Here is a 14633-nt window from a genome sequence, read left to right on the forward strand (position 1 = left end):
AACCGGGTTGCTTCGGCGACTTGGTGCCCACCGAAAACCAACCGCTCCTTTCCATGGCCGACGATCCTTCTTCCACCCCGAAGCCCACTGCTGACGGGCCTTCCGAACTCCGGGGGCTCGATCCCGGCGAGTTGCTGGCCCGGGGATTGCAAACGGTGCGCCCTTCCGTGGGCGCGGGTCCATGGGAACCGCCGACGCTCGAAGAGGTGAGCCGGCTCCTGCCGCAGTACCGGATCGAACAGCTCATCGGCCGTGGCGGGATGGGCGCGGTTTACAAGGGCATCCAGCTCAATCTCGACCGGCCGGTGGCGATCAAGTTGCTCCCTGCCGAGATGGCGATGGACGAGGCATTCGTCGCCCGTTTTGAGCGCGAGGCGCGCACGCTGGCGAAGCTTCAGCACTCGCGGATCGTGACCATCTTCGACTTCGGCCGTACGGCGGAGGGGCATTTGTATTTCGTCATGGAATACATCGACGGCACCGACCTGCGCCGCATCCTGCGCGGGCCGGGATTGGACCCGGAGCAGGCGCTGGCCTTGGTTGGGCAGCTCTGCGATGCGCTGCAGGCGGCGCATCGGGAAGGCATCGTGCATCGCGATCTCAAGCCGGAGAATGTGCTCATCACGCGCGATGGCTATGTGAAGCTCGCGGATTTCGGCCTGGCGCGTCCGCCGCAGGAGGAGGGCGCGCCCAATCTCACGCAGACGAATCTCGTGCTCGGCACGCCGGACTACATGGCGCCGGAGCAGCGTTTCGGCGCGGCCAGGGCGGATGCGCGTTCGGACATTTTCGCGCTCGGCGTGATGCTCTATGAGATGCTCACGGGACAAACCCCGCGCGGCGTTTTCGATCCGCCGTCGCACAAGGTGAAGATGGACGTGCGCATCGATGAAGTAGTGCTCAAGGCGCTGCAATCCGAACCGGAGCGCCGCTATCAAAAAGCCAGTGAGCTAAAGACCGCGGTGGAGAATATCCGCACCACGCCGCTGCCGGCTCCGGCGCCCGCGTCGCCAGCGACCGTCGCGCGCTCGCGTTCCCGGATGCCGATCTACGCCGCAGCCACGGGCGTGCTGCTCCTCGCGACTCTGGGCGCTGCCAGTTATTTGTATCGCTCCAAAACCAAACCAACGCCGCAGTCCGCCCACGCTACGCCGGCACCGGGTCTCGACGAAGCGACCGCGCAACGATTGGAGAAAATTGTCCCGCAATACGTGTGGCTGTTTCACAACAACGAATTGCGCTTCCTCTCCGACGGCACCGCGACGCACCCCGGCTTCAAGGGCGGCTTCCGGTGGAGCGTGGATCGCACGGTGCACAATGCGCCGACCATCCGCCTCGCCGAGCAGGGCGAAGAGCCAAAGCGTGCCTTGAAGAGTGTGCTGTGGTTTTACCCGGATTTCTCCGGCTTCACGAATTACGAGTATATCGACAATTGGGAAGGTTCGGGCACGGGCGGCGTCCGCCTCGGTGTGCGCCTGCCGCTGCCCAATCAAGTCGCGGCTGCGACTCCAGACACCAACCCGTTGGCCGCGCAAATCCGCGACTCTCTCGCCAAGGCGAAGGGCGTGTATGAAGCGCTGGTCGGTCGCCCCTGGGCCTGGACCGATCTCGGCAGCACCAATCCCGCGAGCATCGTGCGCTTCGAACCGGACGGGCATTGCTCCGGCGGCTGGACTTGGGAACTCATCGACCGGCTCGACGGCACTTTCCTCGTCGACTGCAGTTGGGGCGAAAACGGGCACCAGTACCTGGTCTTCGACCCTTCGCTCGAAAGCTTCGACTCCTACGACAGCACCTGGACTTGCGTGGTCAAAGGCCAGCGCGTGAAGTCCGGCGATTCCACTTCGACCGTCGCCACTGCGCCCGTGAATCCAACTCCGATAGTTGCGCCGGGACCGTCCGTCGCATCGCAGACAGAGCCCGTGAACGCTCCCGTAGCTACGCCCGCTCCCGAACCGGCATCAGCTCCGAAGGCCGCACCGTCCTTGGAGGATCGGCCGTTGTACAAGGCGCTCATCGGATACAAATGGACGTGGTGGCGGGGTGACGGAAAGGGCGGCACGTGGCGTACGACGCTCACGTTTCATCCAGACGGGACCGTCAGCAATCCCGCTGACCATCACACGTGGTATTGGTGGATTACCAACGAGCAGACGGTCCATCTCCAATTTCATCCGGAGCCTGGCTCGCCTCCGGTCCCGAACTTCAATGAAGGAATGACCGTCACCTTCAATGCGCCGCTGACGCATTTCCGCGGCCTTTATATCCCTGATCCGAAAAAGCCCGATGGCATTGGCGAACGCGCAGAGCCTGTTTCCGTGGCTCACACCCTTTCCCCACCAGCGACTCCCGCGCAAACGGCCCCACAGCCAGCCACTCCGGCGCCGACATCCGTCGTGGCGAAGGCCACGCCCGTGCCCGCTTCTCCCGCGGCCCGCCGCGCGGCGCAGATCTACGATGCCATCGTCGGTTATCACTGGACGTGGGCGAATGAAGGCGACACCAAGCCGCCGCTGGTCGTGGAGTTTGCCTGGGATGGCCATGTCTCCGGCGGATGGACGTGGAAGCCGGTTTACAAACCCGATGGCGAGACGCTCATCGACTGTGCGTGGGGCGACAATGGCCACGAGTATCTGCGGATGAACGAAGCGTGCGACGGCTTCGTGGCTTTCAACCGCGACGGTCAGTTCAATGTCAAAGGCCAGCGCCTGGGGCCGATCGGCCAGGCGGCGAACCTCGACGCCCTTGCGGCTTCGGTCTCAGCGGAGGCAGTGGCGAAATCGCCGGCCAAACAGATCGAGCCGCTCCTCGAGCCGTGCCTGAATGCGATCCTCGCGCCCTTGGGGGACAATCCCCAGATGCCGCGCGTGCCGGTGGAAAAGCTGCAGGCCGTGCTCAGTGGCGAGGCGGTGAAGGCGAAGACCCCGGCGCGAAAGCAGATCTACCAATACGCCCAGGCGGTGTGTGAATCGCTGACCAATGGCATGGACGAGCGCGCGCTGACCAAGGCGACGGCGGCGTCTTCGTCCTGGGTGCCGTCGCTGTCCAATGGGGGCAGCATCATCAACACCATGCCGCTCCACGGCCGGGATGCGGGGCGCGCCGGCGAGGCCATCCGCAAAAAGCAAAAAGACGAGCGCGCGTATGCGGACAAGCGCGCCGACCAGTACTCCATCTTCATGGAATCCTCCGCTTACAAAGCCTGGGTCGCGAAGGCAGCGCTGCTGCGCCAGAACGTGATGGGCCTCTACACGAAGCTCGTGCAACTGGAGGCTGCGGAATCGGCTCCAGCGAAGTAAGAATGGAGAGCCGATGAACCCCCTTTTCCTATCCCTCCTATGTTAACTTCTCTCCAGCGCACGATCGTTGCCTTCCTGATAATCCTGACCTGCCGTCCACTGCTGGCGACTTCCCACGCTGTGGAGTTGGGGTTTACGTCGCTGCTCGACAGTGAGCATATCGGAGGATGGAAATACTGCGGTGATGGAGAGATGAAAGTGGAAGATGGCGTCGCCACGACTTCGTCGCCCGGAAATTCGAAGGGCGGCCTCTATTGGTTCCAGGAGAGAACGTTTGCCGATTTCACGCTCAAGCTGGAATTCAAAGTCGATAAGAAAGCCTCGAATTCGGGAGTTTACCTTCGTTTTCCGAATCCGGGAGATAACTTCAACGTGGCCGGCGACAAGGGCTATGAAGTCGATATCTACGGCGAAAAGACGGGGACCATCATCTTTATGCCGGTCAAGCTGCGTCCGGCCAAACCGGTGGTGATCACGCCGGGGGAATGGAATGAGATGACCGTAACGGTGGTCGCCCAAAGATATACCGTGCAGGTCAACGGACAGACGGTGAACGACTTTTTGGGCAACCGCGCGAGCGAGGGCTATATCGGTCTGCAAAACTATCCGGGTGAAGGGAACGTGCATTTCCGCGAAGTGCGCATCAAGGACCTGTCCGCGGAAGGTCATCGAGAAGTTGCGGGGCAGGCGGCCGCGCCACCCTCCAAACAGATCGAGCCGTTGCTGGAGCCGTGTCTGGATGCGATTCTCGCGCCGCTCCCGCAGGAGCCGCAAATGCCGCGCGTGACCGTGGAGAAGCTGCGCGCCACGCTGAGCGGCGAGGCGGTGAAGGCCCGGACGCCTTCGCAAAAACAGATTTTCCAATACGCGATCTGGGTTTGTGATGCGCTGACCAACGGCATGGACGAGCGCGCCCAGACGCGGGCTGCCGCGGTGTCTTCGTCCCAGGTGCCCTCGCTGTCCAACGGCGGCAGCATCGTCAACACCATGCCGCTTCGTCCGGGGAAGAATTCAGGGAACGCCGGAGAGGCCATTCGCAAGAAACAGAAAGACGAGCGCGCGTATGCGGACCAACAGGCCCAGGCGTTTTCGGCTTTCATGGAATCCTCCGCCTACAAAGCGTGGGTGACGAAATCGACGAAATTGCGCCGGGACGTGATGAGCGTTTACACCAAGCTGGTACAACTCGAGGCTGCGGAGCCGGCGCTGGCGAAGTGAAGGGGAATAAAGGCAGAACATCCAACATCCAACATCCAACGCCCAACATCCAATGGCGCAAGCGAGGGCCGGTAGCGCAAATGAGGGTCGGTGGCGGGTTCTTTGATTGGATGTTGGATGTTGGATGTTGGGCGTTGGATGTTCTGCCTTTCCCCTTAGCCGCACGTGGTGGCTTGCCATTGAAGGGTGAGTGTTGGATTTTTGTTCCTCCATGTTTCGTTCCTTCCGTTCCCTCCTGGCACCTTCTCTTTGTGCTTTGTTTGCTTTATCGGCTGCTTTGGCCGAATCGCCGAAAGATATCGATGTTGACGTGTGCATCTATGGCGCGACGTCCGGTGGAGTGATCGCCGCCGTCGCGGCGCGTCGTGAAAACTGCTCGGTGCTGCTGGTCGACCCGAAACGCCATGTGGGCGGCTTGACCGCCGGTGGCCTGGGCGAGACCGACATTGGCCGTCCGATGGCGGTGACCGGATTGGCGCGGCAATTCTATCGGAATGTCGGGAAGGTGTATGGCGCCTTCGAGGCGTGGAATTTCGAGCCCCACGTCGCCGAGGCGGAGTACATGCACGAGCTCGATCAGGAACACGTGCAGATGCTCCTGGAGCGTCGGGTGACCAGCGTGGAACGGGATGCCCGGCGCATTCGCACGATGATCGTGGAACCGTCCGAGGCCGGCGACACCGCGGAGCCGCAGCGCATCCACGCCAAGGTGTATCTCGATTGCACCTACGAAGGCGATCTCATGGCGCGAGCGGGTGTCAGTTATACGGTCGGCCGCGAGGCGAATAGCGTCTACGACGAGACGAAGAACGGCGTGGAGCCGGGACTGCGGCATCAGTTTCCGGATGGCGTCGATCCGTATATCCGGCCCGGCGATCCTTCGAGCGGGCTCATTTTTGGCGTCAAACCCGAGCCGCTGGCGCCCACCGGGAGCGGAGACAAAAAAGTGCAGGCCTACTGCTTCCGCCTGTGCCTGACCAAGGATCCGGCCAATCAAATCCCTTTCACCAAGCCGGAACACTATGACCCGGCGGTGTATGAGCTTTCGCGCCGCCTCATTCACGCCCGGCCGCCGAAGAAGCTCACCGACCTGCTCATCGTCGGCTCGATGCCGAACCAGAAGACCGACATCAACAGCCTCGCGGGACAGTCGACCGATTTCTATGGATTCAACTGGGATTATCCCGAGGGCACTTACGCGGACCGCGCGCGCATCTGGAAGGAGCACGAGGAATACACGAAGGGGCTGATGTGGTTTCTCGCCAACGACGAAGCGGTGCCGGAGAACATTCGCAAGGAAGTGAGTTCGTACGGCTGGCCGAAGGACGAATACCAGGACAACGGCGGTTTCACGCACGAGCTCTATGTGCGCGAGGCGCGGCGCATGGTCGGCGAGTATGTGATGATCGAGCAGAACTGCCTGGGCAAGCGCACCGTCGACGACGGGATCGCCCTCGCTTCCTACAACATGGACTCGCACCACGTGCAGACGGTGATCGTCGACGGCATGGTGAAGAACGAAGGCGAAGTGACCGTGCACCTCAGTCACGAGTACCCGGTCTCCTATCGTTCGCTTACGCCCAAGTCCAAGGAGTGCACGAACCTGCTCGTGCCGGTGTGCCTTTCGGCCTCGCACATCGCCTATGGTTCCATCCGCATGGAGCCGGTCTTCATGTCGCTCGGGCAGGCCGCGGGTCTGGCCGCGGGCATGGCGGTGAAGAGCAACTGCAAGGTGCAGGACGTCGATGTGCCCGCCCTGCAAAAGAAGATCGAGAGCGATCCGTACCTCGATGGGCGCCCCGCGGATGTTTATGTCCACTGGTCGCGCCAGCCCGATCGTTTCGAGAAGATCGGCGAGTGGGAAGTGCACGGCGAAAGAGCGTGGGCCTCGAATGAGCCGTTCCTCTTGTGCGAAAAGCCGGGATCGTTTGCGCGCCTGCGTTTCCGGCCGAAGATCGAGCGGGCGGGCGTCTATGACGTCGTCTTCTATAATCCCGTCTCAAATGTGGTGCTCCAGCACGGCAGCGTACCGATTCGCATCCGCCATGCGGAAGGGGAGGTGACGGTCAACTACGACCCGGCGGCGCATTCCGCGTTGAACGATCGCACCTTCTCGCTCGGCCAGTTTCCGTTCAGCCCCGGAAAGGATGCGGAGATCGAGTTGATCGCGGACGGGCAGACGATCCCGATCCAGGCGATGTTGTTCGATCTGGTGGCGAGACCGTAGGAAAAGTTGAGAGTCGAGGGTTGAGAGTTGAGAGACCCCCACGGGACCACTGGTGTGGCCGCTCCGCAGCGTTGTTGACCGAATCACTATGGCACAGCGCGGTGGAGCCGCAACCAAAAGGGGAGCCACGAACCTTCGAAAAGACAGGGAAGGGAAAGTGACCCGCGAATCACCCGACTGACGCGAATGATCTGCCCTCATTCGTGTTATTTGCGTGATTCGCGGGCCAAAAATTCTACGCGTCGTGCGGACATTTTCATGGTTAGCACTGCGGAGCGCCCTCAAAAGCGGAAAGGCGGCGGTCTCTCAACTCTCAACCCTCAACTTCCCCCGCCAACCCTCAACCCTCAACTTTCCCCCGCCCGCGCCAGCAGCTTGCCCTCGATCTCATTCAGGATCTCGTGCGTGGCGTCGTAGTCGAACTTGTAGTCGTCGATGACGAAACGGCCCTGGCGACCGTTCATCTGGTAGAGCACGGTGGCGAGTCCTTTGCGGTCCCAGTTTTTCTTTCCGAGACCGGTAACGGCGCCGAAGGGGACGCGAGTACCGGCGGGGGAATAGACCGCTTCCTCGTCGGTGCGCAGGGTGCGGCCCTTTTGCGTGGCCCAATAGATCAACGAGATGAGTCCGAGCAGACTGGTGAAGCTGCCGAAAATCCATTGTGCGTGAATTTCCCCGGGATGGAGAAATTTGTGGGGCACGGTCGTCGTCCAGCCGCGGCTTTTGGCCAGGGCCGGCCATTGGGCCTCCTGCCCGCTTTTGACCAACTGCTCGTGCGCGAGCCAGCGCTCGTTGCTGTGCGGATAGCCGACGGCGCCATCCCAAAAGAACCATCCGCCGAGGGCGAGGAGGAAGACGGCGACAAAAAGTTTTTGTTTGCTCCAGACGGAGGTGACACGGGCTTCGGCAGGCATGCGGGGAGGGAATGTCGAATGATGAACGGCGAATGACGAGAGGATTCGACGGGAAGTTGAGGGTTGAGAGTGGATCGTTGAGAGCCGGTTTTCGGCCTGCCAAATAGCCGGCCGAAGGTGGCAAGCGATTCGGTATCGCCCTTGGGTCTTAATCGTAATTTTTAATCCTTAATCCTTAATCCTTAATCCCCCAATTCTGGCTGCGCATGCGGGGATGAAGGATTAACGATTAACGATTAAGGATTAACGATTAAGGAACCTCGAATTCCGATACCTTTGAAGATGGGCTACCGTTACCTCGCCTGCGCCACGACGCGGGCCTCGATGCGCTCGATGGCCCACTGGGCGTGCTCGGCGATGAGCGGCTCGGGATCGTGGGCAGCTTTTTCCAGGGCGGGCAGGTCTTCGCGCGTGCCGATATTGCCGAGGGCGACACAGACATTGCGCAGGAAGCCGCGGCGCTTGATGCGCTTGATCGGTGATTTGCGGAAGAGCTGGCGAAAGGCGTCGTCGTCGAGCCCGAGGAAATCGCGCAATGACCAGCCGTGCACGTACTCGCGCGCGGCAAAAGCACTTTCGCGCGAAGCGTGCGCGAAACGGTTCCAGGGGCAGGCGGTGAGGCAATCGTCGCAGCCATAGATGCGATCGCCAATCGCCGCGCGGAACTCCTCGGGAATCGAGCCCTTGTTTTCGATGGTGAGATAGGAAACGCAACGGCGTGCATCGAGTTGCCGCGGCGCGGTGATGGCGCCGGTCGGACAGGCGGCGATGCAACGGGTGCATTTGCCGCAATGGTCGGCCATCGGCGCATCGGCCTCGAACTCGAGCGTGGTGAGAATCTCCGCGAGAAAGAACCAGGTGCCGAGCTGGGGATGAATGAGCATGGTGCTCTTGCCCTGCCAGCCCGCGCCGGCTACCGCCGCGACATCCCGCTCGAGCACGGGCCCGGTATCCACATAGCACCGCTGCCGCCCACCGCGCGCCGTGAGCCATTCATCCAGCGCCTTCAACTTCTTCTCGATGATGTCGTGATAATCATCCCCCCAGGCATAGCGAGCGATGCGGCCGTGAACACCTTCCTCCTTCCGCGTTTCGCCATCCGCATTCCAATAGTTCATCCCGAGCACGATCACACTCTTCGCCCCCGGCAAAACCTGCTGCGGATCCGTCCGCCGCGCCTCATTCCGCTCCAGCCAGGCCATCTCCCCTGCGCGACCCGCGGCCAGCCAGGCGCGAAACTCGGCGGCATGCGGCGGCGCTGCGCATACGGCGATGCGGCAGAGGTCGAAACCGAGCTGATGAGTGAGCGCGAGGAGCTCTTCTTTCACAGGCCTGTCTACCACGAAAACGCCTTGCGCGCTTTGGCGATCACCGCCTCCGCCGCGGCCTCGTGGCTGAGCTCGGTGGAGTTGACCGTGAATTGGGCGGTACCTTGGTAGAGGTCGTGGCGCTGTTCGAGCAACTCATGGACGGTGCGCCGGGGATCGGCCGTTTGCAGCAGGGGACGCTTCTTATTGCGCGAGACGCGCTCGAAAATGACGTCTTCGCTGGCCGTAAGCCACACCACGAAACCCAATTCCTGAAGCAGCGCCCGATTCTGCGGCCGCAGCACGATGCCGCCCCCGGTGGAAATGACTGATCGATTCAGGATGCTCAGCGAGCTCAGGGCGGAGGTCTCGTGATCGCGAAACCAGGGCTCCCCGTGCCGGGCGAAAATCTCTGAAATTTGCATGCCCGCCCGTTCCACCACCACGGCGTCGGTGTCGACGAATTGGAAGCCCAGGCGTTGCGCGACGAGCCGTCCGACGGACGTCTTGCCACTACCCATGAAGCCGATGAAGACGATATTGTTGCGCATTGCGGGCGCATCTTTGCGCAAAGTGGGAGCCGTGCAAAGGTTATGCGGCTATAGCCGCATATTACTCGTAATGCATTCTTGCGCAGAGTGGGAGTCGTGCAAAAGGACGGGTTGCTCGTGGGAGGCCGTTTGGCGCGTTGTCTCCAGCCCGAAGGGCTGACGGACTGTAGCCTGCTCGCCCGCCCGCCAACCACCTCTATTCCCCTCCGCCGCCTCGGGGACCAGCGAGCCTGGCGAGCGCCACCCCCGGATAGTTTTTTTTAGGGTTCCCACCCCGGATGGGGTGGAGGAATTCTGAGTACGTTTCTGCGGTGGCGAGAAGTTCCGGCACCGCCTCCGGGGTGCATTCACTTTTGGGACGTTTTCCGGGGGTGTCGCTCGCCAGGCTCGCTTACCCCCGGCTACGGTCCGAGAGCCCTTCGGGCTGAAATTCGCTCTCGCTAGTCTGCGTCCTATGGCCGCGTGTAGATATCACTGGCGACCAGCCCGAGGCGGCCAAGATGGCCGCCCTGCAGCGGCTTTCTTCTGTCTCGAATCACCGGTGTTCTGTTTAGCTGAACAAACGGCATTGCGTCGCGTCCCGCGCCACGCTCCAATACGCGCCCTATGAGTTCCACCAACCCGCTCGTCTCCGTCATCATGGGCAGCACCTCCGATTGGGAGACGCTGCGTCATGCCGCGGAGATGCTGGAGAAATTTGGCGTGCCGCACGAGCGACGCGTCGTCTCCGCGCATCGCACGCCCGTGCTCATGGCGGAATTTGCCAGCGAAGCGGCGGGGCGGGGGGTCCAGGTGATTATCGCCGGGGCGGGTGGGGCGGCGCATTTGCCGGGGATGGTCGCGGCGCATACCTCGCTGCCCGTGCTCGGCGTGCCGGTGGAGAGCAAGGTGCTGCGTGGCGTTGATTCGCTGCTCTCGATCGTGCAAATGCCGGCAGGCGTGCCGGTGGGCACGCTGGCCATCGGCGAAGCGGGCGCGAAGAACGCCGGCCTCCTCGCGGTGAGCATTCTCGCTTTGAAAGACGAAAAATTGCGCGATGCCCTGGACCGTTTCCGGGCGCATCAGACGTCTTCGGTTTTGGCGGCACAATTGCCGTAGAGCCCGTTTTGGTTATCAGGATATAGCAGCAGCCACTTTTCCCCATGCCTTCACATCGGATCTTTCTCCCCGGCAGCACCATCGGCGTGATGGGCGCCGGCCAGCTCGGGCGCATGTTTGCCATCGCCGCGCGGCGCATGGGCTATCGCGTGCACACCTTTTCGCCGGATGAAGACACGCCCACCGGCCAGCTCGCGGACCGCGAAGTCGCGGCGAGTTATCAGGATGCGGAAGCGGTGCGCGATTTTGCCCGGAGCATCGATGTCCTCACCTTCGAGTTTGAAAACGTGCCGACGCAGACGGTGGAATGGGCGGCGGAATTTTGCGAAGTGCGTCCCTCGGCGAATGTCCTGCACATTTGCCAGCATCGGCTGCGGGAGAAGCAATTCCTGGCCGGCGCCGGTCTCCCGCTTCCGCGTTTCATGCCGGTGAACAGCGCGGCCGATCTGGCCGAGGCGATCAAGCATCTCGGTGCGCCCTCAGTGCTGAAGACGGCGGCCTTCGGCTACGACGGCAAGGGCCAGCGCAAGGTCGAGCCGCGCGAAGACCCGGCGAAGATCTGGGAGTCGCTCGGCGGCAATCCGGCGGTGCTGGAACAGTTTGTCGATTTTGAAAAGGAAGTCTCGGTGATCGTGGCGCGCGGGGTGGATGGCCAGATGGCCGCTTACCCGGTGTGCGAGAACATCCATCGCAATCACATCCTCGATGTGACCACCGTGCCGGCGGGTATCCCCGCGGAGGTGGATGTGCAGGCCCGGGTGCTCGCGGGCGAAGTGGCCGAGAAACTCGGCGTCGTCGGCCTGCTCGCAGTGGAGATGTTCCTGCTCAAGGATGGCTCGCTGCTCATCAACGAGCTCGCGCCGCGTCCGCACAACAGCGGCCATTTTTCTTTCGACGCCAGCGTGACCAGCCAGTTCGAACAGCAATTGCGCGCGGTCTGCGGTCTGCCGCTCGGTAGCACGGAATCGCTGCGCCCGTCCGCGATGGTGAATCTGCTCGGCGATCTGTGGGCGAAAGGCGAGCCCAACTGGGCCGCCGCCGCGGCGATGCCGCACGTCAAAATTCACCTGTATGGCAAAGCCGAGCCGCGTCCGGGCCGCAAGATGGGACACATGGTGGCCTTCGGGAATTCGGCGGAGGAAGCCATGCATAGTGCCCTGGAGGCACGCGCCGCTTTGATGAAATCATCCGCAACCATTTCCAAGCGCCGGAATCCGGTGAAGTCTGCCCACTGAGTGGAAACGCGCATTCTCGCTACTGATTCTCCCCGCCGTCTTTCCGCGGCCGTGAAAGCTGCCGCCGGCGCGCTGGCCGATGGACAACCGGTGGGGTTGCCGACCGAGACGGTCTATGGACTGGCCGCCGACGCGTTGCGTCCCGAGGCCGTGGCCGAAGTTTTCGAGGCGAAGGAACGGCCGTTTTTCGATCCGCTCATTGTGCATTTGCCGTCGCGGGACTGGCTGGATCGCGTGACCAATATTCCGGCGGAGAGCCGGGCGATGGTCGAGGCGCTGATCACGAAATTCTGGCCCGGGCCGTTGACGCTCGTGCTGCCGCGACAATTGGTCGTGCCGGACATTGTCACCTCCGGTCTCGATACTGTAGCGGTGCGGATGAGTGCGCATCCGGTTTTCCGCGCGGTGGTCGAGCACTACGGTCACCCGCTGGCCGCGCCGAGCGCGAATCGCTTCGGCCACATCAGCCCGACCACGGCGAGCCACGTGCGCAGTGAATTGCATGGGCGCATTCCCTTGATTGTCGATGGCGGTCCGACCCAGCACGGCGTGGAATCGACAATCGTGAAGGTGACAGTGGCGAACTGCGCCTGCTGCGCGCGGGACCGGTGACGCCGGAGGATCTGGGCGAGGTCTTCCAAGCCTTGTGCGAGGCGCGCAATTACCGGCCGACCGAGACGGAACTGTCGAATTTCTTCGAGCGCCTCGGCGTTTCTTTTTCCGCGATGTTACGTGGCGAAAGAAGCGTGGGTGTGGAAGCACCCGGGCAACTCGAAAGCCATTATGCACCGCGCACGCCGCTGCGGCTCATCAAGCCCGGCGTGGAGGTGATGATTTACGATCAGGAAAACCACGTGCAGGCGCGGCTCGGGTCGCTGGCTTTTTGCCATCCGTCGACCGCGGCGCACTTTACCTACGAGGAAATCCTTTCACCGACCGGTCGATCTTCGCGAGGCGGCGGCCACGCTCTTTGCCAAGATGCGGCGTCTCGATGAAGCGGGGCTGGATATGATTTTGGCGGAAGAAGTGCCGGAACACGGACTTGGCATTGCCATCATGGACCGACTTCGCAAGGCTTCGGCATAGACATGTCTGAAAAGCCCGCCGCGCCCGCCAACAAGATCAGCACACGATCCGCGGGCCTCGTTAGTCTAGCCGTCATGTCGAGCCGCTTGCTGGGGCTCGTGCGCGAACAGGTTTTCGCCGCGCTCTTTGGCGCCAGCGCGCAAATGGATGCGTTCATCGCGGCGTTTCGCGCGCCGAATTTGTTGCGTGACCTTTTTGCGGAGGGCGCGCTCTCGACGGCCTTCATCACGACTTTCTCGGAGAAGATCACGAAGGAGGGCGACGACGCGGCCTGGCGTCTGGCGAACAAGGTGGCGACGCTGGCCGCGGTTTTCATGAGCCTCGTGACGCTGCTCGGCATCTGGGGGGCGCCGGTCATTACGCATCTCATGGCATCGGGCTTCGATGCCGTGCCGGGGAAGATGGAACTGACGGTGCATCTCACGCGCATCATGTTCCCCTTTATCGCGCTGGTCTCGTTGGCGGCGCTGGTCATGGGAATGCTCAACGCGAAGAACGTCTTCGGCATGCCGGCGCTCTCGTCGACGTTTTTCAATATCGGCTCGATCCTCGGCGGAGTGGGACTCGCGTGGTATCTCGATCCGCATTTCGGCACGAGACAGTACGGGTCGGGCTCGCTCGTTGGCATGGCGATCGGCGTGCTGGTCGGTGGCTTGCTGCAGCTCACGGTGCAATTTCCCTCGTTGCGCCGGGTCGGCTTTCATTTTCGGCCGGACTTCGCGTGGCGCGATCCGGGCGTGCGGCGCATCCTGCTCCTCATGGGACCGGCGGTGATCGCGGCGAGCGCCGTGCAGGTGAATGTGATGGTCAACGGCAACTTCGCCTCGCATCTCGGCAATGGCCCGGTGAGCTGGCTGGGGTATGCGTTTCGCCTCATGCAGTTGCCCATCGGTATCTTCGGCGTGGCCATCGGTACGGTGACGTTGCCGGTCGTGTCGCGGAGTGCGGCCGCGGGCAATACCGCGGAATTCCGCAGCATCCTCGCCAAGGGAATGCGGCTGGCGTTTCTGCTCACCATTCCGTCGACCATCGGCCTGGTGATGCTCGCGCGTCCGATCATCGGCCTTATCTACGAGCGCCGCACCTTTACCGCGGCCGATACCGCGCACACCGCGGAAGCGCTGCAGCTTTATGCCATCGGTCTTTGCGCCTATGCGGGCATCAAGGTGCTTGCCCCGGCGTTCTATGCCATCGGCAAGCGCAACACGCCGATGATGGTGAGCTTCCTCTCCATCGCGGTGAACTACGGCTTGAACGAGCTGTCACCTTCCACTTGGGCTGGGCGCATCGCGGTCTGGCCTTTTCCACCGGTCTCGTCGCGCTGACGAATTTCGCCCTGCTGTATCTCCTCATGCGGAAGCAAGTGCAGCGACTGGAGACCACGCACATGATCAGCACGCTGGCGAAACTGGCTTTCGCTGGTGGGGTGCTCGCGCTCATTTGCTGGGGTGGCCAGCATTGGCTCCTCGCGGGCTGGGTGCATCAGGCTTTCCTGGTGCGGGTGGTGTTGCTGATGGCGATCATCGCCGTGGCCGCGGTGGCCTTCTTCGGGGTAGCTCTCATGCTGCGCATCGAAGAGCTCGACGACGTCGCCGCCATCGCCCGCCGCAAGCTGGGGCGGTTCGCGAAGCGGCCCGCCGCGGCTTCTTAAAGCTAAGCATTGCCCATATCTTTGCGCGGTGCTTGCACGTCGACACA

At 62.4% G+C, this 14633-nt stretch carries 13 protein-coding genes; 10 read left to right on the forward strand and 3 right to left on the reverse strand.

Features of this window, described 5'->3' with window-relative positions; translation table 11 throughout:
* The first annotated feature begins 53 nt into the window (after nt 1–53).
* The 3 genes from CFE428DRAFT_RS34025 (at nt 54) to CFE428DRAFT_RS19505 (ending at nt 6744) form a co-directional block, all read left to right on the forward strand.
* On the forward strand, nt 54–3299 hold the full coding sequence (locus CFE428DRAFT_RS34025) for a serine/threonine-protein kinase (protein WP_157447576.1): 3246 nt from the start codon (nt 54–56) through the stop codon (nt 3297–3299).
* Between the two features lie 39 nt (nt 3300–3338).
* Nucleotides 3339–4517, forward strand: a complete 1179-nt coding sequence (locus CFE428DRAFT_RS34030) for a 3-keto-disaccharide hydrolase (RefSeq protein WP_006981342.1) — start codon at nt 3339–3341, stop codon at nt 4515–4517.
* A 277-nt stretch (nt 4518–4794) separates the two neighbouring features.
* The gene (locus CFE428DRAFT_RS19505) at nt 4795–6744 is read left to right on the forward strand and encodes an FAD-dependent oxidoreductase (protein ID WP_157447577.1); all 1950 of its coding nucleotides are present in this window, start codon (nt 4795–4797) and stop codon (nt 6742–6744) included.
* A gap of 347 nt (nt 6745–7091) precedes the next feature.
* Here CFE428DRAFT_RS19505 and CFE428DRAFT_RS19510 read toward each other — a convergent pair whose 3' ends face one another.
* The 3 genes from CFE428DRAFT_RS19510 to CFE428DRAFT_RS19520 form a co-directional block, all read right to left on the reverse strand.
* A complete protein-coding gene (locus tag CFE428DRAFT_RS19510; protein ID WP_006981344.1) occupies nt 7092–7658 on the reverse strand; it encodes a hypothetical protein in 567 nt (188 codons plus the stop codon).
* 293 nt (nt 7659–7951) lie between these two features.
* The gene (gene queG / locus CFE428DRAFT_RS19515) at nt 7952–8986 is read right to left on the reverse strand and encodes a tRNA epoxyqueuosine(34) reductase QueG (RefSeq protein WP_202797466.1); all 1035 of its coding nucleotides are present in this window, start codon (nt 8984–8986) and stop codon (nt 7952–7954) included.
* Between the two features lie 8 nt (nt 8987–8994).
* Nucleotides 8995–9516 (reverse strand): shikimate kinase, encoded by a 522-nt coding sequence (locus CFE428DRAFT_RS19520; protein ID WP_006981346.1) that lies wholly within the window; start codon nt 9514–9516, stop codon nt 8995–8997.
* Nucleotides 9517–10122: 606 nt separating this feature from the next.
* On the opposite strand from CFE428DRAFT_RS19520, the gene purE reads away from it, so the two are divergent.
* Genes purE through CFE428DRAFT_RS36690 form a run of 7 tightly spaced genes read left to right on the forward strand, consistent with a single transcriptional unit; the run spans nt 10123 to nt 14586 of the window.
* The gene (gene purE / locus CFE428DRAFT_RS19525) at nt 10123–10614 is read left to right on the forward strand and encodes a 5-(carboxyamino)imidazole ribonucleotide mutase (RefSeq protein ID WP_006981347.1); all 492 of its coding nucleotides are present in this window, start codon (nt 10123–10125) and stop codon (nt 10612–10614) included.
* Nucleotides 10615–10658: 44 nt separating this feature from the next.
* The gene (locus CFE428DRAFT_RS19530) at nt 10659–11849 is read left to right on the forward strand and encodes a 5-(carboxyamino)imidazole ribonucleotide synthase (protein WP_006981348.1); all 1191 of its coding nucleotides are present in this window, start codon (nt 10659–10661) and stop codon (nt 11847–11849) included.
* Between the two features lie 51 nt (nt 11850–11900).
* On the forward strand, nt 11901–12461 hold the full coding sequence (locus tag CFE428DRAFT_RS36680; protein ID WP_085951232.1) for an L-threonylcarbamoyladenylate synthase: 561 nt from the start codon (nt 11901–11903) through the stop codon (nt 12459–12461).
* On the forward strand, nt 12458–12844 hold the full coding sequence (locus CFE428DRAFT_RS41535; protein WP_006981350.1) for a Sua5 family C-terminal domain-containing protein: 387 nt from the start codon (nt 12458–12460) through the stop codon (nt 12842–12844). Before CFE428DRAFT_RS36680 ends, CFE428DRAFT_RS41535 begins: the two co-directional genes overlap by 4 nt.
* Nucleotides 12828–12935: a Sua5 family C-terminal domain-containing protein gene (locus CFE428DRAFT_RS41540; protein WP_006981351.1), complete on the forward strand. Its 108-nt coding sequence runs from the start codon at nt 12828–12830 to the stop codon at nt 12933–12935. Before CFE428DRAFT_RS41535 ends, CFE428DRAFT_RS41540 begins: the two co-directional genes overlap by 17 nt.
* 2 nt (nt 12936–12937) lie before the next feature.
* Nucleotides 12938–14260: a murein biosynthesis integral membrane protein MurJ gene (murJ, locus tag CFE428DRAFT_RS19540; RefSeq protein ID WP_006981352.1), complete on the forward strand. Its 1323-nt coding sequence runs from the start codon at nt 12938–12940 to the stop codon at nt 14258–14260.
* Nucleotides 14209–14586 carry a hypothetical protein gene (locus CFE428DRAFT_RS36690; RefSeq protein ID WP_006981353.1) on the forward strand — a complete coding sequence of 126 codons (378 nt, stop codon included), beginning with the start codon at nt 14209–14211 and terminating at the stop codon, nt 14584–14586. The genes murJ and CFE428DRAFT_RS36690 overlap by 52 nt, the downstream gene beginning before the upstream one ends.
* The last annotated feature ends 47 nt before the right edge of the window (nt 14587–14633 follow it).

This window comes from Chthoniobacter flavus Ellin428, assembly GCF_000173075.1.
Classification (GTDB): Bacteria; Verrucomicrobiota; Verrucomicrobiia; order Chthoniobacterales; family Chthoniobacteraceae; genus Chthoniobacter; species Chthoniobacter flavus.